The sequence below is a fragment of the Caballeronia calidae genome (assembly GCF_900044055.2).
In the GTDB taxonomy this organism is placed as follows: Bacteria; Pseudomonadota; Gammaproteobacteria; order Burkholderiales; family Burkholderiaceae; genus Caballeronia; species Caballeronia calidae.
The window spans coordinates 1-20264 of the sequence record NZ_FCOX02000058.1; the positions used below are offsets into that span (position 1 = coordinate 1).

At 64.5% G+C, this 20264-nt stretch carries 18 protein-coding genes and 1 pseudogene; 16 read left to right on the forward strand and 3 right to left on the reverse strand.

Translation table 11 applies throughout. The features are described 5' to 3' along the window. The 3 genes and pseudogenes from AWB78_RS33060 to map all read right to left on the reverse strand — a co-directional run. A pseudogene (locus AWB78_RS33060) lies at window positions 1-413 on the reverse strand (pseudouridine synthase); the annotation flags it as partial. Window positions 414-419: 6 nt separating this feature from the next. Further along, window positions 420-3005 carry a [protein-PII] uridylyltransferase gene (locus AWB78_RS33065; RefSeq protein ID WP_062610835.1) on the reverse strand — a complete coding sequence of 862 codons (2586 nt, stop codon included), beginning with the start codon at window positions 3003-3005 and terminating at the stop codon, window positions 420-422. Window positions 3006-3078: 73 nt separating this feature from the next. After that, a complete protein-coding gene (gene map / locus AWB78_RS33070; RefSeq protein ID WP_062610836.1) occupies window positions 3079-3888 on the reverse strand; it encodes a type I methionyl aminopeptidase in 810 nt (269 codons plus the stop codon). Between the two features lie 389 nt (window positions 3889-4277). On the opposite strand from map, the gene rpsB reads away from it, so the two are divergent. The 16 genes from rpsB (at window position 4278) to AWB78_RS33150 (ending at window position 20256) form a co-directional block, all read left to right on the forward strand. After that, window positions 4278-5030, forward strand: a complete 753-nt coding sequence (rpsB, locus tag AWB78_RS33075; RefSeq protein ID WP_062610837.1) for a 30S ribosomal protein S2 — start codon at window positions 4278-4280, stop codon at window positions 5028-5030. Window positions 5031-5173: 143 nt separating this feature from the next. Continuing rightward, a complete protein-coding gene (gene tsf, locus AWB78_RS33080; protein WP_062610838.1) occupies window positions 5174-6055 on the forward strand; it encodes a translation elongation factor Ts in 882 nt (293 codons plus the stop codon). Between the two features lie 257 nt (window positions 6056-6312). Then, window positions 6313-7026: a UMP kinase gene (gene pyrH / locus AWB78_RS33085; protein ID WP_062610839.1), complete on the forward strand. Its 714-nt coding sequence runs from the start codon at window positions 6313-6315 to the stop codon at window positions 7024-7026. Window positions 7027-7116: 90 nt separating this feature from the next. Beyond that, window positions 7117-7677: a ribosome recycling factor gene (frr, locus tag AWB78_RS33090; RefSeq protein WP_062610840.1), complete on the forward strand. Its 561-nt coding sequence runs from the start codon at window positions 7117-7119 to the stop codon at window positions 7675-7677. Between the two features lie 83 nt (window positions 7678-7760). Next, the gene (gene uppS / locus AWB78_RS33095; protein WP_062610841.1) at window positions 7761-8543 is read left to right on the forward strand and encodes a polyprenyl diphosphate synthase; all 783 of its coding nucleotides are present in this window, start codon (window positions 7761-7763) and stop codon (window positions 8541-8543) included. Further along, on the forward strand, window positions 8537-9349 hold the full coding sequence (locus AWB78_RS33100; protein WP_062610842.1) for a phosphatidate cytidylyltransferase: 813 nt from the start codon (window positions 8537-8539) through the stop codon (window positions 9347-9349). Before uppS ends, AWB78_RS33100 begins: the two co-directional genes overlap by 7 nt. A gap of 18 nt (window positions 9350-9367) precedes the next feature. Further along, the gene (locus AWB78_RS33105) at window positions 9368-10585 is read left to right on the forward strand and encodes a 1-deoxy-D-xylulose-5-phosphate reductoisomerase (protein ID WP_062610843.1); all 1218 of its coding nucleotides are present in this window, start codon (window positions 9368-9370) and stop codon (window positions 10583-10585) included. Between the two features lie 7 nt (window positions 10586-10592). Then, window positions 10593-11987 carry an RIP metalloprotease RseP gene (rseP, locus tag AWB78_RS33110; RefSeq protein ID WP_062610844.1) on the forward strand — a complete coding sequence of 465 codons (1395 nt, stop codon included), beginning with the start codon at window positions 10593-10595 and terminating at the stop codon, window positions 11985-11987. Window positions 11988-12064: 77 nt separating this feature from the next. Further along, window positions 12065-14377, forward strand: a complete 2313-nt coding sequence (gene bamA / locus AWB78_RS33115) for an outer membrane protein assembly factor BamA (RefSeq protein ID WP_062610845.1) — start codon at window positions 12065-12067, stop codon at window positions 14375-14377. An 82-nt stretch (window positions 14378-14459) separates the two neighbouring features. Continuing rightward, the gene (locus AWB78_RS33120; protein ID WP_062610846.1) at window positions 14460-14984 is read left to right on the forward strand and encodes an OmpH/Skp family outer membrane protein; all 525 of its coding nucleotides are present in this window, start codon (window positions 14460-14462) and stop codon (window positions 14982-14984) included. Window positions 14985-15012: 28 nt separating this feature from the next. Beyond that, window positions 15013-16104, forward strand: a complete 1092-nt coding sequence (gene lpxD / locus AWB78_RS33125) for a UDP-3-O-(3-hydroxymyristoyl)glucosamine N-acyltransferase (protein WP_062610847.1) — start codon at window positions 15013-15015, stop codon at window positions 16102-16104. A 147-nt stretch (window positions 16105-16251) separates the two neighbouring features. Further along, on the forward strand, window positions 16252-16710 hold the full coding sequence (gene fabZ / locus AWB78_RS33130; RefSeq protein WP_062610848.1) for a 3-hydroxyacyl-ACP dehydratase FabZ: 459 nt from the start codon (window positions 16252-16254) through the stop codon (window positions 16708-16710). 63 nt (window positions 16711-16773) lie between these two features. After that, complete coding sequence (gene lpxA, locus AWB78_RS33135) at window positions 16774-17562, forward strand: acyl-ACP--UDP-N-acetylglucosamine O-acyltransferase (protein ID WP_062610849.1); 789 nt, start codon at window positions 16774-16776, stop codon at window positions 17560-17562. An 11-nt stretch (window positions 17563-17573) separates the two neighbouring features. Then, entirely contained in the window at window positions 17574-18740 is a 1167-nt protein-coding gene (gene lpxB, locus AWB78_RS33140; protein ID WP_062610850.1) for a lipid-A-disaccharide synthase, read from the forward strand. Further along, a complete protein-coding gene (gene rnhB, locus AWB78_RS33145; RefSeq protein WP_062610851.1) occupies window positions 18740-19444 on the forward strand; it encodes a ribonuclease HII in 705 nt (234 codons plus the stop codon). The genes lpxB and rnhB overlap by 1 nt, the downstream gene beginning before the upstream one ends. 35 nt (window positions 19445-19479) lie before the next feature. Continuing rightward, window positions 19480-20256 (forward strand): TrmH family RNA methyltransferase, encoded by a 777-nt coding sequence (locus AWB78_RS33150; RefSeq protein WP_062610874.1) that lies wholly within the window; start codon window positions 19480-19482, stop codon window positions 20254-20256. Window positions 20257-20264: the final 8 nt, after the last annotated feature.

Sequence of the window (20264 nt, forward strand, 5' to 3'; positions counted from 1 at the left end):
GAGCGACGCTCATCGCCGCCCGATGCGCGATCGCCGCGCGGAGCCGGACGGCCTTCGAACGACTTGCGCGGTCCACGTTCACCGAATCCCGGACGCGAATCCTCACCACGCGGTTTGAAAGCACGACGCTCAGCGCCGCCCGAATCGCGCTCGCCGCGTCCGGGCGCGCGGCCTTCCGCGCTCTTTCTCGGACCGGAGCCCGGACGCGAATCGTCGCCACGCGGTTTGAACGAGCGCGACTCACGCGGCGCATCGCTGCGCTTGTCGGCGGCGGGCTGGCTCGCGCGCTTCGGACGCGCATCATCCGGCGCCGGAGCGCGAACAGGCTTGCGCCCGGTGGAGGTGCCGGAGCGAACCGGCGATCGCGTCGCCGACGTGGGACGCGGATGTTTGGCTGTCAGTTTGACGCGCATAAAGTCTCAGGCTGCGATCGCGCGCAGCAGTTCGGTTTCCACCTGGATCTGGGTGCGGTTGTTCGACAGGCTTTTGCCATCGAGCAGGAACACGTCCTCGACGCGTTCGCCGAGCGTGTTGATCCGCGCCGCCTGCACGCCGATCCGGTGTTGCGCGAGCACGCGCGCGATCGAATAAAGAAGGCCCTGCCGGTCGTTGGCCGACACGGACAGGATGTAGTACTGGCCGCGGTCATCGGGACGCAGGTCCACGCGCGGCGTGATCGGAAACGTCCGCACGAGCCGCGATACGCGGCCCTTCGACGGCTCCGGCAGAATGCGCTCGTCCGCGAGCAGTCCGGCCAGTTGCTGCTCGACGAGATTGGCGATGTCGCGATAACTTCCGTCGTGATCCGGATGCGCGACGAGAAAGTTGTCGAGCGCGTAGCCGTGGCGCGTCGTCGTCACGCGCGCATCGAGCACGGAGAGGCCGTTCTTGTCGAAATACGCGCAGATGCCGGCGAAGAGATCCGGCCGGTCCTTCACGTAGACGAGCACCTGCAACGCCGCGCCGATGGGCGAGGGCCGCGCGCGCACGATCGGCTCCTCGCTCTCGACGTGCCGGTACAGCACACGCGTCTGCCACGCGATATCGGCCGGATCGTGACGCAGGAAATAGCCGACGTCGAGCTGATCCCACAGGCGCTTTTGCGCATGCTCCGGCACGGTTTCCAGCCGCAGGAGCGCGAGCGCCGCTTCCTGCCGCGACTTGAGCTCCGAGTGCGCGTCGGGTTGCGCGCCGCCGAGCACGGCCTGCGTCGCGCGGAAGAGGTCTTCGAGAAGCTTGCCTTTCCAGTTGTTCCAGACCTTCGGGCTCGTGCCGCGGATATCGGCCACCGTCAGAAGGTAGAGCGCCGCGAGCCGCCGCTCCGTCTTCACCACCGACGCGAACTGCTTGATGACTTCGGGATCGCTCGTGTCCTGCTTCTGCGCGACCTGGCTCATCGTCAGATGCTGCTGCACGAGCCAGACGATCAGTTCCGTGTCTTCCTGCCCGATCTCATGCTCGCGGCAGAAGCGCCGGGCGTCGGCCATGCCGAGCGTCGAATGATCGCCGCCGCGGCCCTTCGCGATATCGTGAAACAGCGCCGCCACGTAGAGCACCCACGGACGCTCGAAGTTGCCCATCAACTGGCTGCAGAACGGATACTCGTGCGCGTGCTCCGCGATCGCGAAGCGCCGCAGATTGCGCAACACCATCAGGATGTGCTGATCGACGGTGTAGACGTGATAGAGATCGTGCTGCATCTGCCCGACGATGCGCCGGAAATTCAGCAGGTAACGCCCGAGCACGCTCGTCTGGTTCATGAGGCGCAGCGCGTGCGTGATGCCTTCGGGCTGCTTCAGGATCTCCATGAAAAGATGTCGGTTCTGCGGATCGCGCCGCCAGTCGCGGTCCATCAGGTCGCGCGCGTTGTAAATCGCCCGCAGCGTGCGCGCCGAGAGGCCCTTCACGCCGCGCGTCTGCTCGTAGAGCAGGAAGGCTTCGAGGATCGCATGCGGCTCGCGCTCGAAGACATCGTCGCGGGCGATTTCCAGCATGCCCTGCTTCTCGACGAAACGCCCGGAAATGACGCGCGTGATGCCGCTCGTCGATGGAAAAAGCTGCGCCTCGACGTTCTGGATCAGGATGGTCGCGAGCTGCGTGACCGCCTTCGCCGCCCAGTAATAGCGGCGCATCAGCTGCTCGCTCGCGCGCTTGGCGGTGGTCGCCTCGAAGCCGAAGCTCTCCGCGAGCGGCGTCTGCAGATCGAAGACGAGAATGTCCTGGCGGCGCTTCGCGATCACGTGCAGTCGCGCGCGCAGCGCCTTCAGGAAGCCCTCGTTGCGGCGCAGCTCGCGCGCCTCGCGCTCCGTGATGAGACCGCGCGTATCGAGTTCGCGCCAACTGCTGCCGAAGCCCGCCCCGCGTGCGATCCACAGGATGAGCTGCAGATCGCGCAGCCCGCCGGGGCTTTCCTTGATGTTCGGCTCGAGGCTGTACGGCGTGTCCTGAAACTTCGCATGACGCTGGCGCATCTCCAGGACTTTGGCCTGAAAGAAGGCGCGCGGATCGAGCGTCTCGCGATAGCGCGTGGAAAAGCGCTGGAACAGCTGCGTGTCGCCGCAGATGCGCCGCGCTTCCAGCAGCGACGTCTGCACGGTGATGTCGTTGCCCGCCTCGGCGATGCATTGCTCGACCGAGCGCACACTGCTGCCGATATCGAGCCCGAGATCCCACGCCATGCCGATGAAGCGCTCGACGCGGCCGTTGAGCTCGGCATCTTCCGTCTGCGGCGAGACATCGGGCAGCAGCACGAGAATGTCGACGTCGGAATAGGGCGCGAGCTCGCCGCGCCCGTAGCCGCCGACCGCGACGAGCGCGGCGTCGTCGGGCATGTCGCAGGCGGACCAGGCGCCTTTGAGGGCATCGTCGGTGGCGCGCGCGAGGGCGTGCATCAACGGCTCGACGTTCGATGCCGCCTGAAAGCGTTCGATGAGCGCCGCCTTCGCCGCCTTGTAGGCGGCGCGCAACGTTTCACAGGGCGTGGCGACGGCGGCGGTGACGCTCATGGATGGAGAGGGGCGAGGGACGACACAAGGATGCGCCCGCGTGCGGACACGCCGGGCGCCGGAAAACGCGCAATCAGGCGGTGGCCGCGATCAGCTGCGACGGCGCCTGCGTGCCCGCCGAGACGGTCAGCACTTCGTAGCCGGTCGGCGTGACGAGCACCGTGTGTTCCCATTGTGCGGACAGGCTCCGGTCGCGCGTCTTGACGGTCCACTGGTCGGGCATCGTGCGGATTTCGCGGCGGCCGGCGTTGATCATCGGCTCGACGGTGAAGATCATGCCCGCCTGCAGCTCGATGCCCGTGGCCGGGCGGCCGTAGTGCAGCACTTGCGGCTCTTCGTGGAACACCTGACCGATGCCGTGGCCGCAATATTCGCGCACCACGCTGTAGCCTTGCGCCTCGGCATGCTTCTGGATGGCGGCGCCGATATCGCCGAGATGCGCGCCGGGGCGCACCTGATCGATGCCGAGCCACATGCAGTCGAAGGTGGTCTGCACGAGGCGCTTCGCCAGAATCGACCCTTCACCGACGATGAACATCCGGCTCGTATCGCCGAAATAGCCATTCTTGATGACGGTGATGTCGATATTGAGCGCATCGCCGTTCTTGAGCACCTTCTCGCCGGGGATGCCGTGACAGATCACGTCGTTCACCGAGATGCACGTGGCCTTCGGATACGGCGGATAACCGGGCGGCTGATAATTCAGCGGTGCGGGAACGGTGCCCTGTTCCTTCACCATGTATTCGTGACAGAGGCGGTCGAGCTCTTCGGTCGTCACACCGGGCGCGATATGCGGCGTGATGAAATCGAGCACTTCGCTGGCGAGCCGGCAGGCGACGCGCATCTGCGCGATATCGTGTTCGTTTTTCAGCGTAATGGACATGACTTGGCTCGGAAATGCGGGTATGCGGCCGTGAGCCGCGAAAGCGGCATTATCGCACCATAAGAAATGCGCCGCACCCGGATAGTTAGGGACGGGCAGGGCGGCGGCAAGCGAGCGCACGGTGAGACGCGGGAATTTCAGTTCGGTCGTGCGGCTTGAGCCGACCTATCCTCACATGCTATACTCGCAGGCTAAGTCGCAATCCATATTGCCGTCATGATTTTGCAAGACAATCACGACGCAGGCGCAAATCAACGAATGCGCGGATCGCGGCTTGGAAATTGTTTGTTCAAGTCGATACGCAAGCCGGCGCACCCAGGGTGTTCCACGTCAGCAAAAGGCGCGGGATGCGGCAGCCGGCTTAAGACCCAACCCTCGCGGAGAATTTCATGGCAGTCACGATGCGTCAAATGCTGGAAGCCGGTGTCCACTTCGGTCACCAAACGCGCTTCTGGAACCCCAAGATGGCCCCGTACATCTTCGGTCATCGCAACAAGATTCACATCATCAACCTCGAAAAGACGCTGCCGCTCTACAACGACGCGCTGAAGTACGTGCGCCAGTTGGCAGCGAACCGCGGCACGATTCTTTTCGTCGGCACGAAGCGCCAGTCGCGCGACACCATCGCGCAGGAAGCAGCGCGCGCCGGTATGCCTTTCGTCAACGCCCGCTGGCTCGGCGGCATGATGACCAACTTCAAGACGTTGAAGGTTTCGATCAAGCGCCTGAAGGACATGGAAGCGGCGCTGGAATCGGGTGAAACCGAGCGCATGAGCAAGAAGGAAGCGCTTCTGTTCGAACGTGAAATGGTCAAGCTGCAAAAGTCGATCGGCGGCGTGAAGGACATGGGCGGCATTCCTGACGCGATGTTCGTCATCGACGTCGGCTATCACAAGATTGCTGTGACGGAAGCCAAGAAGCTCGGTATTCCGGTCATCGCCGTGGTCGATACGAACCACTCGCCGGAAGGCATCGACTACGTGATCCCGGGTAACGACGACGCCTCGAAGGCCGTGTCGCTGTACGCCCAGGGCGTCGCCGACGCGATCCTCGAAGGTCGCGCGAACGCGGTGAACGACGTGGTCCAGGCCGTGCGCAACGGCGAAGGCGACGAGTTCGTCGAGGTCAACGCAGAGGCGTAATCGAGCCCTGTGGCCGACAAAAAAGGGGGCTTTGCGAAAGGCCCCTTTTTTTTAGTCAGCGCGATGGAAGTGCATATTTCTCTGCCGTGGGCGTGATTCAAGAGAGCCGGCGGCACGTATCAAACAGACTCAAGGAGCGAATGATGGCGGCAATTACCGCAAGCATGGTGGCAGAACTGCGCGCGAAGACCGACGCGCCGATGATGGAATGCAAGAAGGCGCTGACGGAAGCCGACGGCGACATGGCGCGCGCCGAAGAGCTGCTGCGCGTGAAGCTCGGCAACAAGGCGAGCAAGGCGGCATCGCGCGTGACGGCTGAAGGCATCGTCACGGCGCACGTCGAAGGCGGCGTGGGCGCGCTCGTCGAACTGAACTGCGAAACCGACTTCGTCGCGAAGAACGACGACTTCCTGGCCTTTGGCAAGACGATTGCTGAACTGGTCGCCAAGCAGAACCCGGCTGACGTGGCCGCGCTGTCGGCGCTGCCGCTGGAAAGCTCGACGGTCGATGCAGTGCGTCTCGCGCTCGTCGGCAAGATCGGTGAAAACCTGTCGATCCGCCGTTTCGTGCGTTTCGAATCCGCAAACAAGGTCGCGTCGTACCTGCACGGCACGCGCATCGGCGTGCTGGTCGAGTTCACGGGCGCGGACGAGCAAGTCGGCAAGGACGTGGCGATGCACGTCGCTGCGATGAAGCCGGTCTCGCTGTCGTCGGACGAAGTGCCGGCCGACCTGATCGCCAAGGAGCGCAGCATCGCCGAGCAGAAGGCGGCTGAATCGGGCAAGCCGGCCGAGATCGTCGCGAAGATGGTCGACGGCTCGATCCAGAAGTACCTGAAGGAAGTGTCGCTGCTGAACCAGCCGTTCGTGAAGAACGACAAGCAGACGATCGAACAGTATCTGAAGGCAGCCAGCGCGTCGGTGCAGAAGTTCGCGCTGTTCGTGGTCGGCGAGGGCATCGAGAAGCGTCAGGACGACTTCGCGGCGGAAGTGGCGGCGCAAGTCGCAGCCGCCAAGCAGTCTTAAAGCGCGCTTTTAAGGCTCGCTTCAGACGCGTGTGTTGAGATGGCGCGACCGCGCGTCGAGCCTGCGGTACCTGCGGCGGGAACGTTCCGCCGCAAGAATTCAGCGATCCGGTTCGCATCAGCAGCGGGCGCGGCAGACTAGGGGTAAACCCTGATCTTCCGCGCCCGCCGCCCGATCCGGCCCGCTTGCGGTAAGTAATGTTTCACCCCTACAGTTCTACGTTGTTGCAACCCTCCTCGGCGCGATCGGAACCTCATATGCCCACAACCTACAAACGCGTACTCCTCAAACTCTCCGGCGAAGCCCTGATGGGCGACGATGCTTTCGGCATCAATCGCGCAACGATCGAAAGGATGGTGGCGGATGTCGCGGAGGTCGTGAGGATGGGGACGCAGCTGGCCGTCGTGATCGGCGGCGGCAACATCTTCCGCGGCGTGGCCGGGGGCGCGGCCGGGATGGATCGCGCAACGGCTGACTATATGGGCATGCTCGCCACGATGATGAACGCGCTGGCGCTCCAGGACGCGATGCGCCACGCGGGCATCGAAGCGCGCGTGCAATCGGCGCTGCGCATGGATCAGGTGGTCGAGCCGTACATCCGTCCGCGCGCCATTCGTCAGCTGGAAGAGGGCAAGGTCGTGATCTTCGCCGCTGGCACGGGCAACCCGTTCTTCACGACGGACACGGCGGCCGCGCTGCGCGGCTCGGAAGTCGGCGCCGAAGTAGTGTTGAAGGCGACGAAAGTCGATGGCGTATACTCCGCCGACCCGAAGAAGGATCCGCACGCGACGCGCTACAGCACGATCAGCTTCGACGAGGCGATCGGCAAGAATCTGCAAGTGATGGACGCCACGGCGTTCGCGCTGTGCCGCGACCAGAAGCTGCCGATTCGCGTGTTCTCCATCACGAAGCCGGGCGCATTGAAGCGCATCGTGCAGGGCGACGACGAAGGGACGCTCGTCCACGTGTAAACTCTCGCAATATCAGGCGCCGCGCCGCACGGCAGGAAGTGCGCGCGGAATGCGCCGTTATTGCCAGTAAAACCAGGTTTGGAGGTTCAAATGAGTGTGGCTGACATTAAGAAGGGCGTCGACCAGAAGATGCAGCGGTCGATCGAAGCGTTCAAGGCCGATCTCGCGAAGATTCGCACGGGGCGTGCGCACACCGGCCTGCTCGACCATATCCAGGTCGACTATTACGGCTCGAACGTGCCCATTTCGCAAGTGGCGAACATGACGCTCGTCGACGCGCGCACGATCGGCGTGCAGCCGTGGGAAAAGAAGATGGTCGCCGTGATCGAGAAGGCGATCCGCGAATCGGATCTCGGCCTGAATCCGGCGACGCAAGGCGACCTGATTCGCGTGCCGATGCCCGCGCTCACCGAAGAGCGCCGCCGCGAGCTCACGAAGGTCGTGAAGAGCGAAGGCGAGACCGCGAAGGTCGCCGTGCGCAATCTGCGCCGCGACGCGAACGATACGTTGAAGAAGCTCGTGAAGGACAAGGAAATCTCCGAAGACGACGAGCGCCGCGCAAGCGACGAAGTCCAGAAGCTCACGGACAAGTTCGTGGCCGAGATCGACAAGCTCGTTCAAACCAAAGAATCGGAAATCATGACGGTGTGAGACCGTAGCAACGGTTTCGCCGGCCTCGGGCCTTTATATACGAGGCTGGCTTTCACTCCTTCAGATTCCAAGATTCAGCGGCCATGACCTATACCAGCTCTACCGTTACCGTGCCCGATGTCGCAGCTGTCCCGCGTCACGTCGCGATCATCATGGACGGCAATGGCCGATGGGCGACTGAGCGGCGCCTGCCGCGCGTCGCCGGTCATACACGCGGCGTCGATGCGGTCCGCGCGACCGTCGAAAGCTGCGCGCGTCGCGGTGTCGAATTCGTCACGCTCTTCGCCTTCAGTTCCGAAAACTGGCGCCGTCCGACCGACGAAGTGTCCTTCCTGATGCGCCTCTTCGTGACCGCGCTCGAGCGCGAGATCGGCAAGCTGCACGCGAACGGCATACGCCTGCGCGTCGTCGGCGACATCTCCATGTTCGACGATAAAATCCGCGCGCTCATTCAGCGCGCCGAAACAAAGACGGCCCGCAATACCCGCCTCACGCTGACCATCGCCGCCAATTACGGCGGACGCTGGGACATCATGCAGGCGACGAAAAAGCTGATCGCGCAATCGCTCGAGACGGGCACGCCCGCCCGCGTGGACGACGAATCGTTCGCCGAGCATCTCGCGATGGCCTACGCGCCGGAGCCGGATCTTTTCATCCGCACGGGCGGCGAGCAACGCATCAGCAACTTCCTGCTGTGGCAGCTCGCGTACACCGAGTTCTATTTCACCGACACCTACTGGCCCGACTTCGACGCCGACGCGCTCGACCGCGCGATCGCGTCCTATGGTGACCGTGAGCGCCGTTTCGGGCGCACGAGCGCGCAGCTCGCTTCCCAATCGCAGAAGGTCGACACCCTTTCATGCTAAGAACCCGTGTCATCACGGCAATCGTCCTGCTCGCTGTTCTCGTGCCGATCACGCTGTTCGCGCCGATCGGCGCGTTCGGGGCGCTGATCGGGTTCGTCGTCGTGTTCGCGGCGTGGGAGTGGGGCCGTCTGCTCAAGCTGAACGGGGCGGGGCCGGTGGCTTACGCGCTCGTCGCGGGGCTCGCGCTCATTCTCAGCACGTTTTTAGGCATCAAATCGACGCCGCTATACCAGATGGCCGCGATCTTCTGGGTGCTCGCCGGTCCCTACGCCTTGCTGCGCAAGCCCACGCTGGCTGCCCACGCATGGCGCGCGTTCCTGCTGTTCGCGGGAATCGTCGTGTTTCTTGCGTGCTGGCACGCGGTCGTCGACGCGCGCACGCGTGGCGTGGCGTTCGTGCTATCGCTTCTGCTAGTAGTCTGGCTGGCTGATATAGGCGCATACTTCGCCGGAAAAGCGCTCGGCCGCCACAAACTCGCCCCGTCGATCAGCCCGGGCAAGACCTGGGAAGGCGCCATCGGCGGGTGGCTCGCCGTCATCGTCATCGGCGCGATCGCAGCCGCTACCGGCTTTTATGCGCCTACCGTGTTCACGGCTTTCGTCGGGCATCTCGGCTGGGATCGTTCCTTCGTCGCGCTTTCCGTGCTGGTCGCGTTCAGCGTGGTCGGCGACCTCTTCGAGTCATTGCTGAAGCGCCAGGCGGGCGTCAAGGATTCGAGCGGTCTCTTGCCGGGTCACGGCGGCGTCCTCGACCGCATCGACGCACTGTTGCCTGTATTGCCGATTGCATTGCTCATGCTTGGCTAATCGGCTAGAGAAGAATTTATGCAAAAACGTCTCACACTGCTCGGCTCCACGGGCTCGATCGGCGACAGTACGCTCGACGTCGTGGCGCGGCACCCGGACCGCTTCTCGGTCTATGCGCTCAGCGCCCATCGCAACGGCGACAAGCTCGTCGCCCAATGCCTGAAGTTCCAGCCCGAAGTCGCGGTCGTCGGCGACGCCGATACGGCTGCGCGCGTCGCGGCTGCGTTGCGCGCGCAAGGTTGCAAGACCGAAGTGACGCACGGCCCGGACGCGCTGGTCGAAGTGGCCCGTGCCGCGCAGTGCGATACGGTGGTGGCCGCCATCGTCGGCGCGGCGGGCCTCGCGCCGACGCTTGCCGCCGCGCGCGCCGGCAAGCGCATCCTGCTCGCGAACAAGGAAGCCCTCGTGATGTCCGGGCAGATCTTCATGGACGCGGTGCGCGACAACGGCGCGATCCTGCTGCCGGTCGACAGCGAGCACAACGCCGTATTCCAGTGCCTGCCGCCCTGCGCGGACAAGGAAGCGAAGCTGCACGGCGGCGTGTCGAAGATCATCCTGACGGCATCCGGCGGCCCGTTCCGCACGCGCGAGCCCGCGACGCTCGTCAACGTGACGCCCGAAGAAGCGGTGAAGCACCCGAACTGGGCGATGGGCCGCAAGATCTCCGTCGATTCCGCGACGATGATGAACAAGGGCCTCGAAGTCATCGAGGCGCACTGGCTCTTCGATCTGCCCGGCTCGCGCATCGAGGTGCTGATCCATCCGCAGAGTGTGATCCATTCGATGGTCGCCTACGCCGACGGCTCGGTGCTCGCGCAGCTCGGCAATCCCGATATGCGCACGCCGATCGCCCACGCACTGGCGTATCCTGATCGTGTCGATTCGGGTGTCGCGCCGCTCGATCTCGCACAGATCGCCTCGCTCACGTTCGAAAAGCCCGATTTCGCGCGCTTCCCGTGCCTCGCGCTGGCCATCCAGGCGCTCGAAGCGGGCGGCATCGCGAGCGCCGCGCTGAATGCGGCGAACGAAATCGCGGTGGAAGCGTTCCTCGAGCGCCGCATCGGCTTCATGGCGATCGGTGGTGTGGTCGAGCGCGTGCTGTCCGCGTTGCCGAACACGAGCGCCGCCTCGCTCGACGACGTCCTCGCCGCCGACGCGAACGCGCGCCGTCTCGCCTCCCGTTTCGTCGCAGAGCTCACCGCGAGCGCGCCAGGCGCCGAACCCATCGCCCATTGAGGCCGTCATGAACTTTCTGACCGAAATCGTCGCCTTCGTCGTTGCGATAGGCGTGCTCGTCGTCGTCCACGAATTCGGTCACTACAGCGTCGCGCGTCTGTGCGGCGTGAAAGTGCTGCGTTTCTCGGTCGGCTTCGGCAAGCCGCTCGTGCAGTGGGTCAGCAAGAAGACCGGCGTCGAGTGGACCATCGCCGCGCTGCCGCTCGGCGGGTACGTGAAGATGCTCGACGAGCGCGAGGTCGACCCGGACAGCGGCCCCAAGATTCCGCCCGAAGATTTGCCGCGCGCGTTCAACCGGCAGAGCGTCGGCAAGCGCATCGCGATCGTCGCGGCGGGGCCCATCGCGAACTTCCTGCTCGCGATCGCGCTCTTCTCCGCGGTGTTCGCGGGCGGCGTGACCGAACCCGCGGCGATCGTGTCGCAGCCTGCGCCCGACACCGCGGCCGCGCGCGCGGGCTTCGAGGGCGGCGAAGCCATTTTGTCGATGCGCGACGCGCAAGGCGGCGAAACCGAGCCGATCCGCTCCTGGTCCGACTTGCGCTGGAAGCTGCTCGACGCATCGTTCGATCACCGCCGCATCGTGCTGACGGCGAAGACGCACGAAGGCACCTTCGATTTCCCGGTGAGCGTCGCCGGCATCACCGACGCGGACGCCGATCAGGACTTCATGGACAAGCTCGGCTTCGCGCCGGGCGGCGGCACGCTGACGGTCGCGGGCGTCGAGGCGGGCAGCGCCGCGCAGAAGAGCGGGCTGAAGGCGGGCGATACGCTGCGCGCGATCGACGGCCGTTCGGTCGACAACGCGACAAGCTTCATCGACTACGTGAAGGCGCACGGCGGCAAGCCGGTGACGCTCGTGATCGAGCGCGGCGCGGGCAACGGCGCCACGCGCGAGTCCGTGCAGATCGTGCCGGACCTGAAGCGCGATGCGTCGACGGGCAAGGAAGTCGGCCGTATCGGCGCCGCGCTCGCGAATCAGCTGCCGACCGTGGACGTGCGTTACGGGCCGCTCGAAAGCCTGCGACTCGGCGTGAACCGCACGTGGGACATCAGCGTCTATTCGCTGCGCATGTTCGGGCGGATGATCGTCGGCGAGGCGTCGCTCAAGAATCTCTCCGGGCCGGTCACGATTGCCGACTACGCGGGGAAGAGCGCAAGGCTCGGTTTGGCGGCCTTCGTGTCGTTTCTCGCGCTCGTCAGCATCAGCCTCGGTGTGTTGAACTTGTTACCGATTCCGGTATTGGACGGTGGGCATCTGTTATATTATTTGGTTGAGGCTGTTACCGGCAAGGCCGTATCCGATCGCTGGCAGCTGGTTCTGCAAAGGGCGGGCCTGGTCTGCATCGTCGCGCTGTCGATGATCGCCCTGTTCAACGACCTCGCTCGTCTGATTCGTTTTTGATCCACTTTCACAATTTCTGGCGGCGTCTTTCGAGCGACCGCCGGAACGAATGCAGCTTTAAATACTGGGGAAGCACGTTGTTCAAACCTCATCGCTTTGTTCCTAAGACGGCTGTGGCCGCGGCATTGGCCGCAACGGGTATGGCAGCGCACGCCACCACGCCGTTCGTCGTGCAGGATATTCGGATCGACGGTCTCCAACGCATCGAACCGGGCTCCGTGTTCGCTTATCTGCCGATCAAGCAAGGCGACACGTTCACCGACGACAAGGCCTCCGAAGCGATTCGCGCGCTCTACGCGACGGGCTTCTTCAACGACGTTCAGATTGCCACCGAAGGCAACGTGGTGATCGTCCAGGTGCAGGAGCGCCCGGCCATCTCCGCCATCGATTTCGCCGGCCTGCACGAGTTCGACAAGGAAAACCTTACGAAGGCGCTGCGCTCGGTCGGTCTGTCGCAAGGCCGCTCGTACGACAAGGCGCTCGTCGACAAGGCGGAGCAGGAGCTCAAGCGCCAGTACCTCACGCGCGGCTACTACGCGGCGGAGGTGACCACCACCGTGACGCCGGTCGACCGCAACCGCGTCGCCATTCTGTTCTCGGTGGCCGAAGGTCCGAGCGCTAAGATCCGCCAGATCAACTTCGTCGGCAACAAGGCCGTGAGTTCGGGCACGCTGCTCGGCGAAATGCAGCTGTCCACGCCGAACTGGTTCTCGTGGTACACGAAGAGCGACCTCTACGCGAAGGAAAAGCTGACGGGCGACCTCGAGAACGTGCGCTCGTACTACCTGAACCGCGGCTACCTCGAGTTCAGCATCGATTCCACGCAGGTGTCGATCTCGCCGGACAAGAAGGACATGTATCTGACGATCGCCGTGCACGAAGGCGAGCCGTACAAGATCAGCAGCGTCAAGCTGTCGGGCAATCTGCTCGACCGCGAGGCCGAGCTCAACAAGCTCATCAAGATCAAACCGGGCGAGCGTTTCTCGGCCGAGAAGCTGCAGTCCACGACCAAGGCGATCGTCGACAAGCTCGGCGAGTACGGCTATGCGTTCGCGCAGGTCAACGCGCAGCCGGAAATCGATCAGGCGAACCACACCGTGGCGCTCACGCTGCAGGTCGATCCGAGCCGCCGCGTGTATGTGCGGCGCGTGAACATCGTCGGCAATACGCGCACGCGCGACGAAGTGGTGCGCCGTGAAATGCGTCAGCTGGAGAGCTCGTGGTTCGATTCGAGCCGCCTCGGGCTGTCGAAGGACCGCATCAACCGTCTCGGCTACTTTACCGACGTCGACGTCACCACGACGCCTGTCGAAGGCACGAACGACCAGGTCGATGTCGACGTCAAGGTCGCGGAAAAGCCGACCGGCGCCATCACGCTGGGCGCGGGCTTCTCGTCGACGGACAAGGTGGTGCTGTCCGCGGGTGTATCGCAGGACAACGTGTTCGGCTCGGGCACGAGTCTCGCGGTCAACATCAACACCGCGAAGACCTACCGCACGCTGACCGTGACGCAGGTCGATCCGTACTTCACGATCGACGGCATCAAGCGCATCACCGACGCGTACTACCGCACGTATCAGCCGCTGTACTACTCGACCGATTCGAGCTTCAAGATCATCACGATGGGTGCGGACACCAAGTTCGGCATCCCGTTCTCGGAGCAGGACACGGTGTTCTTCGGCGTGGGCGCCGAGCAGAACACCATGGACACGGACAGCAACACGCCGCAGTCCTACATCAACTACGTGAACGAGTTCGGCCGCGTGGTGAACAACTATCCGCTGACGGTGGGCTGGTCGCGCGACAATCGAGACAGCGCGCTGGTGCCGAGCCGCGGCTACTACATCCAGTCGAACGCGGAATACGGCACGCCGATCGGCAACACGACATACGCGAAGTTCGACGCGCAGTTCCAGTATTACTACTCGTTCGCGCGCGGCTTCGTGCTCGGCTTCAACCTGCAGGGCGGCTACGGCAAGGGCCTGCAAGGTCAGACGTACCCGATCTTCAAGAACTACTACGCGGGTGGTATCGGTTCGGTGCGCGGCTACTCGCCGAGCTCGCTGGGTCCGCGTGACGCGAAGACGGGCGATCCGATCGGTGGCTCGCGCATGGCGGTCGGCAATATCGAGCTGACGTTCCCGCTGCCGGGCACGGGCTACGACCGCACGCTGCGCGTCTTCACCTTCCTCGATGCCGGTAACGTCTGGGGCGACCCGAACCAGGGCGGCACGAGCGGCGGCGCGAACGGCTTGCGCTACGGCTACGGTGTGGGTCTCGCGTGGATCTCGCCGATCGGCCCGCTCAAGCTGAGCCTTGGCTTCCCGCTGCAGAAGCACGATGGCGACCAGTACCAGAAGTTCCAGTTCCAGATCGGTACGGCGTTCTAAGCGGCCCGCCGATGAACGCGAACTTCATTCATTCAGACGTAACGTGAGGAACACTTTGGGAACCGGTAAGCATTCGAAACATATGGCGCTGGCGCTTGCGTTGTCGATGGTTCTCGGCCTGGGCACGGCGATGTCCGCCCGTGCTCAGGAGGCGCGCATCGCGGCGGTCAATTCCGACCGCATCCTGCGCGAATCGTCCGCGGCGAAGGCCGCGCAATCGAAGCTCGAGCAGGAATTCTCCAAGCGCGACAAGGCGTTGCAGGACATGGCGCAGCGCCTGAAGGCCATGTCGGACAACATCGACAAGAACGGTTCCTCGATGTCGCCGACCGACCGCGCGGCCCGCCAGCGCGATCTCTCGCAGCTCGACGCGGACTTCCAGCGCAAGCAGCGCGAGTTCCGCGAAGACCTGAACCAGCGCCGCAACGAAGAGCTCGCGGCGGTGCTGGACCGGGCCAACAAGGTCATCAAGCAGATCGCGGAGCAGCAGCACTATGACCTCATCGTGCAGGAAGCGGTGTACGTGAGCCCGCGCATCGACATCACGGACCAGGTGCTGAAGGCGCTGGCCGCGGGTGCGACCGGCACCGGCTCGAGCTCGAACTGACGAGGACTGAAACGAGATGGCATCAGGCATGGCGATCACGCTCGACGAACTGGTAAAGCGCTTCGGCGGCGAGGTGGTCGGCGATGGCGCGCACGCAGTCGGGAGTCTTGCGCCCCTCGACAAGGCAGGCCCCGCGCAGCTCGCGTTTCTCGCGAATCAGAAATATTTGCCGCAGGTGGAAACGACGCGCGCGGGCGCGGTGCTGATTTCCCCCGCCGATCTCGAGAAGCTGACGAATCGCGCGGGCAGTAATTTCATCGTCACGCCGAATCCCTACGCTTATTTCGCGCGTGTCGCGCAGGCGTTCATCGATCTCGCCACGCCCAAGGCCACGCCGGGCGTGCATCCCACCGCTTATATCGATCCTGCAGCGAAGGTCGCGGCGAGCGCCGTGATCGGGCCGCACGTGACGGTGGAGGCGGGCGCGGTCATCGGCGAGCGCGTGAAGCTCGATGCGGGCGTGGTCGTCGGGCGCGGCGTGAAGCTCGGCGATGACGTGCATCTGTATCCCAACGTCACCATCTATCACGGCTGCAAGCTCGGCGCGCGGGTGATCGTGCACGCGGGCTCGGTGATCGGCGCGGACGGCTTCGGCTTCGCGCCGGACTTCGTGGGCGAGGGCGATGCGCGCACCGGAAGCTGGGTGAAGATTCCGCAGGTCGGCGCGGTCGATATCGCCGACGACGTGGAAATCGGGGCGAACACCACGATCGACCGCGGCGCGATGGCCGACACCGTCATCGAGGAATGCGTGAAAATCGACAATCTCGTGCAGATCGGCCATAACTGCCGCATCGGCGCGTACACGGTGATCGCCGGCTGCGCGGGCGTCGCGGGCAGCACGAGTATCGGCAAGCATTGCATGATCGGCGGTGCGGTCGGCATCGCGGGCCACGTGACGCTCGCGGATTACGTGATCGTCACGGCGCAGTCGGGCGTTTCGAAGTCGCTGCTGAAGCCCGGCATGTACACGAGCGCGTTTCCGGCCGTGCCGCACGCTGACTGGAACAAAAGCGCGGCGATCATGCGCAATCTCGACAAGATGCGCGAGCGTATCAAGGCGCTGGAAACGGCGCTTGCCGATGCGGGCAAGCGCGACGATCAGAGCGGCGGCGCATGAGTGCCGCGCCTCGTCGGACGAAGAACAGAACCACAAGCAAGAGCGGGCCGCGTCGCACCGCCTGAGCGACCCAGCAATCCCGGGCGGGCGTCCGGTATGGCCCGCCATCCTATATCCGCGCCCGACGCGCGCGTGAGCAGAACGACCATGAGCACAGAAAAAATCAATCTCGACATCCACAAGATCCTCACGCTGCTGCCGCATCGCTATCCGATCCTGCTCGTGGATCGCGTGCTCGAACTCGAGCCGCACAAGAGCATCAAAGCGTTGAAGAACGTGTCGATCAACGAGCCGTATTTCCAGGGCCACTTCCCGACGCGGCCGGTCATGCCGGGCGTGCTGATTCTCGAAGCGCTCGCGCAGACCGCGGCGCTCCTGACCTTCGCGGAAGAGCCGCACGATCCGACCAACACGCTCTACTACTTCGTCGGCATCGACGGCGCGCGCTTCAAGCGCGTGGTGGAGCCGGGCGATCAACTGATTCTCAACGTCAACTTCGAGCGGTACATGCGGGGCATCTGGAAGTTCAAGGCGCGCGCCGAAGTCGACGGCGTGACCGCCGCCGAAGCCGAGCTCATGTGTACCGTGAAGAACGCGGACGCCTAAGCGCACTTGCGTGCATCCGCGTTCACCGCAACAAGCAGCACGAACAGTACAGGCGAAAAACGCATGAGCAAGATTCACCCCACCGCGATCATCGAGCCGGGCGCTCAACTCGACGAGTCCGTCGAGATCGGACCTTACGCGATCGTCGGTTCGCACGTCGTGATCGGCGCGGGCACGACCGTCGGTTCGCACAGCGTGATCGAAGGCCACACGACGATCGGCCGCGACAACCGCATCGGCCATTACGCGTCGGTCGGCGGCCGTCCGCAGGACATGAAGTACAAGGGCGAGCCGACGCGCCTCGAAATCGGCGACCGCAACACCATCCGCGAATTCACGACGCTGCATACCGGCACGTCGCAGGATCAGGGCCTCACGTCCATCGGCAGCGACTGCTGGATCATGGCGTACGTGCACGTCGGTCATGATTGCCGTCTCGGCGACAACGTCATCATGTCGAGCAACGCGCAACTGGCGGGGCACGTGATCGTCGGCGATCACGCGATCATCGGCGGGATGTCGGGCGTGCATCAGTTCGTGCGCATCGGCGCGCATTCGATGCTCGGCGGCGCCTCGGCGCTCGTGCAGGACGTGCCGCCGTTCGTCATCGCGGCGGGCAACAAGGCGGAGCCGCACGGCATCAACGTCGAAGGCCTGCGCCGGCGCGGCTTCACGCCCGAGGCCATCTCGGCCCTGCGCTCGGCGTATCGCATCGTCTACAAGAGCGGTCTGTCGCTCGAAGAGGCGAAGGCGCAGCTCAAGGAACTGAGCACGGCAGGCGGCGAGGGCGACGAGCCCGTCAAGGCATTCTCGGACTTCATCGCGGCGTCGCAGCGCGGCATCATCCGCTAGCACGCTGCCCGATGACCCTGATCACCAACCCGCCACGCATCGCGATGGTCGCGGGCGAGCCTTCCGGCGACCTGCTCGCGGCCTCGATGCTCAAGGGCCTCAGGCAGACGCTGCCGGAAGGCACGCGTTATAGCGGTATCGGCGGCCCGCGCATGATCGCCGAAGGCTTCGAAGCGCACTGGCCGATGGACAAGCTGACCGTGCGCGGCTATGTCGAAGCGCTGAAGCACATCCCCGAGATTCTCGGCATCCGCAACGAGATCAAGCGGCAACTGCTGGCGGAGCCACCCTCGGTGTTCATCGGCGTGGACGCGCCCGATTTCAATTTCGGCCTCGAACAGCCGCTGCGCGAAGCGGGCATTCCGACGGTGCATTTCGTGTGTCCGTCGATCTGGGCGTGGCGCGGCGGCCGCATCAAGAAGATCGTGAAAGCGGTCGATCACATGCTGTGCGTGTTTCCGTTCGAGATCGCGCTGCTGGAAAAGTCGGGCGTGGCGGCGAGCTACGTCGGCCATCCGCTCGCGGACGAGATTCCGCTCGAGCCCGACGTGACGGGCGCGCGCCGCGAGTTGGGCATCGCGGAGGGCGGCCCGGTAATCGCCGTGCTGCCGGGCAGCCGCCGCTCGGAAATCTCGCTGATCGGCCCGACCTTCTTCGACGCGATGGAGCTCATGCAGCTTCGTGAGCCGGGCGTGCGCTTTTTGATGCCGGCCGCGAATCCCGCGCTGCGCGAGTTGCTGCAGCCGCTCGTGGACGCGCATCCGCATCTGTCGCTGACGATCACCGACGGCCGCGCGCAAACCGCGATGACCGCCGCCGACGCGATTCTCGTGAAGAGCGGCACCGTGACGCTCGAAGCGGCGCTCCTCAAGAAGCCGATGGTCATCTCGTACAAGGTGCCCTGGCTGACGGGTCAGATCATGAAGCGGCAGGGTTACCTGCCGTATGTGGGCTTGCCGAATATTCTGGCGGGCCGTTTCGTCGTACCGGAAATCCTCCAGCATTTCGCGACGCCCGAGGCGCTCGCCGACGCGACGCTGAAACAGTTGAACGACGACGCCAACCGCCGTACTCTGACGGAAATCTTCACCGAAATGCACATCGCGCTGCGGCAGAACACGTCGCAAAAGGCGGCGGAAGCCGTCGCGCGGGTGCTCGACACGCGGAGGCCGCGATAATGGCGGCAAAACGATCGGCTCAGGCAGGACTCGATTTCAGCTCACCGCTCGACATCATCTGCGGCGTCGATGAAGCCGGGCGCGGGCCTTTGGCCGGTCCGGTCGTCGCGGCGGCCGTGATTTTCGATCCCGCCAGGCCGCGCATCAACGGCCTCGACGATTCCAAGGCGCTGACCGCCAAAAAGCGCGAAGAGCTCTACGAGAAGATCGTCGATCGCGCGCTCGCCTATTGCATCGCGTCGGCGAGCGTCGAGGAAATCGACACCATCAACATCCTGCACGCGAGCATGCTGGCGATGAAGCGCGCGGTCGAAGGACTTTCTGTCGCGCCCACGCTCGTGAAAGTCGATGGCAACCGCTGCCCGGTGCTCTCGATCCGCGCGGAAGCGGTGATCGGCGGCGATGCGCTCATCAAGCAGATCTCGGCGGCGTCGATTCTCGCGAAGGTCACGCGCGACCGCATGCTCGTGGAACTGCACGAAATCTATCCGATGTACGGCTTCGACGCGCACTCGGGTTACGGCACGCCTCAGCATTTGAAGGCGCTGCGCGTGCATGGCCCTTGCGAGCATCATCGGCGTTCGTTCGCGCCGGTGCGCGAGGCGCATGCGCTCGTCTTCGGCTCGGTGTTGCCCGAAATCGCGCCCGAGGTGCTTCAAACGACTTCGGCACTCGAAGACGATCCCGACGCGCTCGCCTTCTGAGCCTGTTGAGCCCGCTGAGGCGCAATCAATTCAACGTGAAATCCATCACTTCGCGGGACAACCCGCTCTATAAGCGCATCAAGGCGCTTGCCGGCTCGACCGCCCAGCAGCGTCGCAGCGGCCACGCGCTGCTCGAAGGCCTGCATCTCGCGTCGGCTTATCTCGATGCGGCGGGCCAGCCCGAAACCTGCGTCGTCACCGAAGGCGCGCTCACGCATGAAGAAGCGCGCGATATCGTCGCGCGCATCGAGGAGAAGCGCGTCGTCGTGCTGCCCGATACGCTTTTCGGCCAGCTTTCCAGCGTCGTGCATGGCGTGGGCATGCTGTTGCTCGTCGAAAAGATCGATGCCGCACTGCCCGCGCGCGTCGCCGAAACCTGCGTGATTCTCGACGGCATTCAGGACGCGGGCAACGTCGGCTCGATTCTGCGCAGCGCGGCGGCGGCCGGCATCTCGCGCGTGTTCTGCGCGCCGGGAACGGCGTACGCGTGGTCGTCGAAGGTGCTGCGCTCGGGCATGGGTGCGCATTTCCTGCTGGATATCTTCGAGGACGTCGAGCCCGCCGATCTGATCGCGCGGCTGGACGCGCCCGTGACGATCACGGATTCGCACGGCGCGGTCGCGCTCTACGATTGCGATCTGTCGGGCGCGCTGGCGTGGGTGTTCGGCAACGAGGGCGCGGGCGTGTCGCAGATCTGGCGCGATGCCGTGACGCATCGCGTGACGATCCCGCAGCCGGGCGGCATGGAATCGCTCAACGTGGCGGCCGCGGCGGCGATCTGTCTTTTCGAGCAGTGCCGCCAGCAGCGCTGATCCAGGCC

Excerpts from the sequence above, each read along its gene's own strand:
- rseP (WP_062610844.1), top strand. The coding sequence starts at position 10,593 with ATGAACTTTCTGACCGAAATCGTCGCCTTCGTCGTTGCGATAGGCGTG.
- rpsB (WP_062610837.1), top strand. The coding sequence starts at position 4,278 with ATGGCAGTCACGATGCGTCAAATGCTGGAAGCCGGTGTCCACTTCGGT.
- rnhB (WP_062610851.1), top strand. The coding sequence starts at position 18,740 with ATGGCGGCAAAACGATCGGCTCAGGCAGGACTCGATTTCAGCTCACCG.
- AWB78_RS33120 (WP_062610846.1), top strand. The coding sequence starts at position 14,460 with ATGGCGCTGGCGCTTGCGTTGTCGATGGTTCTCGGCCTGGGCACGGCG.
- lpxD (WP_062610847.1), top strand. The coding sequence starts at position 15,013 with ATGGCGATCACGCTCGACGAACTGGTAAAGCGCTTCGGCGGCGAGGTG.
- uppS (WP_062610841.1), top strand. The coding sequence starts at position 7,761 with ATGACCTATACCAGCTCTACCGTTACCGTGCCCGATGTCGCAGCTGTC.
- tsf (WP_062610838.1), top strand. The coding sequence starts at position 5,174 with ATGGCGGCAATTACCGCAAGCATGGTGGCAGAACTGCGCGCGAAGACC.
- AWB78_RS33105 (WP_062610843.1), top strand. The coding sequence starts at position 9,368 with ATGCAAAAACGTCTCACACTGCTCGGCTCCACGGGCTCGATCGGCGAC.
- AWB78_RS33065 (WP_062610835.1), bottom strand. The coding sequence starts at position 3,005 with ATGAGCGTCACCGCCGCCGTCGCCACGCCCTGTGAAACGTTGCGCGCC.
- pyrH (WP_062610839.1), top strand. The coding sequence starts at position 6,313 with ATGCCCACAACCTACAAACGCGTACTCCTCAAACTCTCCGGCGAAGCC.
- frr (WP_062610840.1), top strand. The coding sequence starts at position 7,117 with ATGAGTGTGGCTGACATTAAGAAGGGCGTCGACCAGAAGATGCAGCGG.
- lpxB (WP_062610850.1), top strand. The coding sequence starts at position 17,574 with ATGACCCTGATCACCAACCCGCCACGCATCGCGATGGTCGCGGGCGAG.
- fabZ (WP_062610848.1), top strand. The coding sequence starts at position 16,252 with ATGAGCACAGAAAAAATCAATCTCGACATCCACAAGATCCTCACGCTG.
- lpxA (WP_062610849.1), top strand. The coding sequence starts at position 16,774 with ATGAGCAAGATTCACCCCACCGCGATCATCGAGCCGGGCGCTCAACTC.
- AWB78_RS33100 (WP_062610842.1), top strand. The coding sequence starts at position 8,537 with ATGCTAAGAACCCGTGTCATCACGGCAATCGTCCTGCTCGCTGTTCTC.
- map (WP_062610836.1), bottom strand. The coding sequence starts at position 3,888 with ATGTCCATTACGCTGAAAAACGAACACGATATCGCGCAGATGCGCGTC.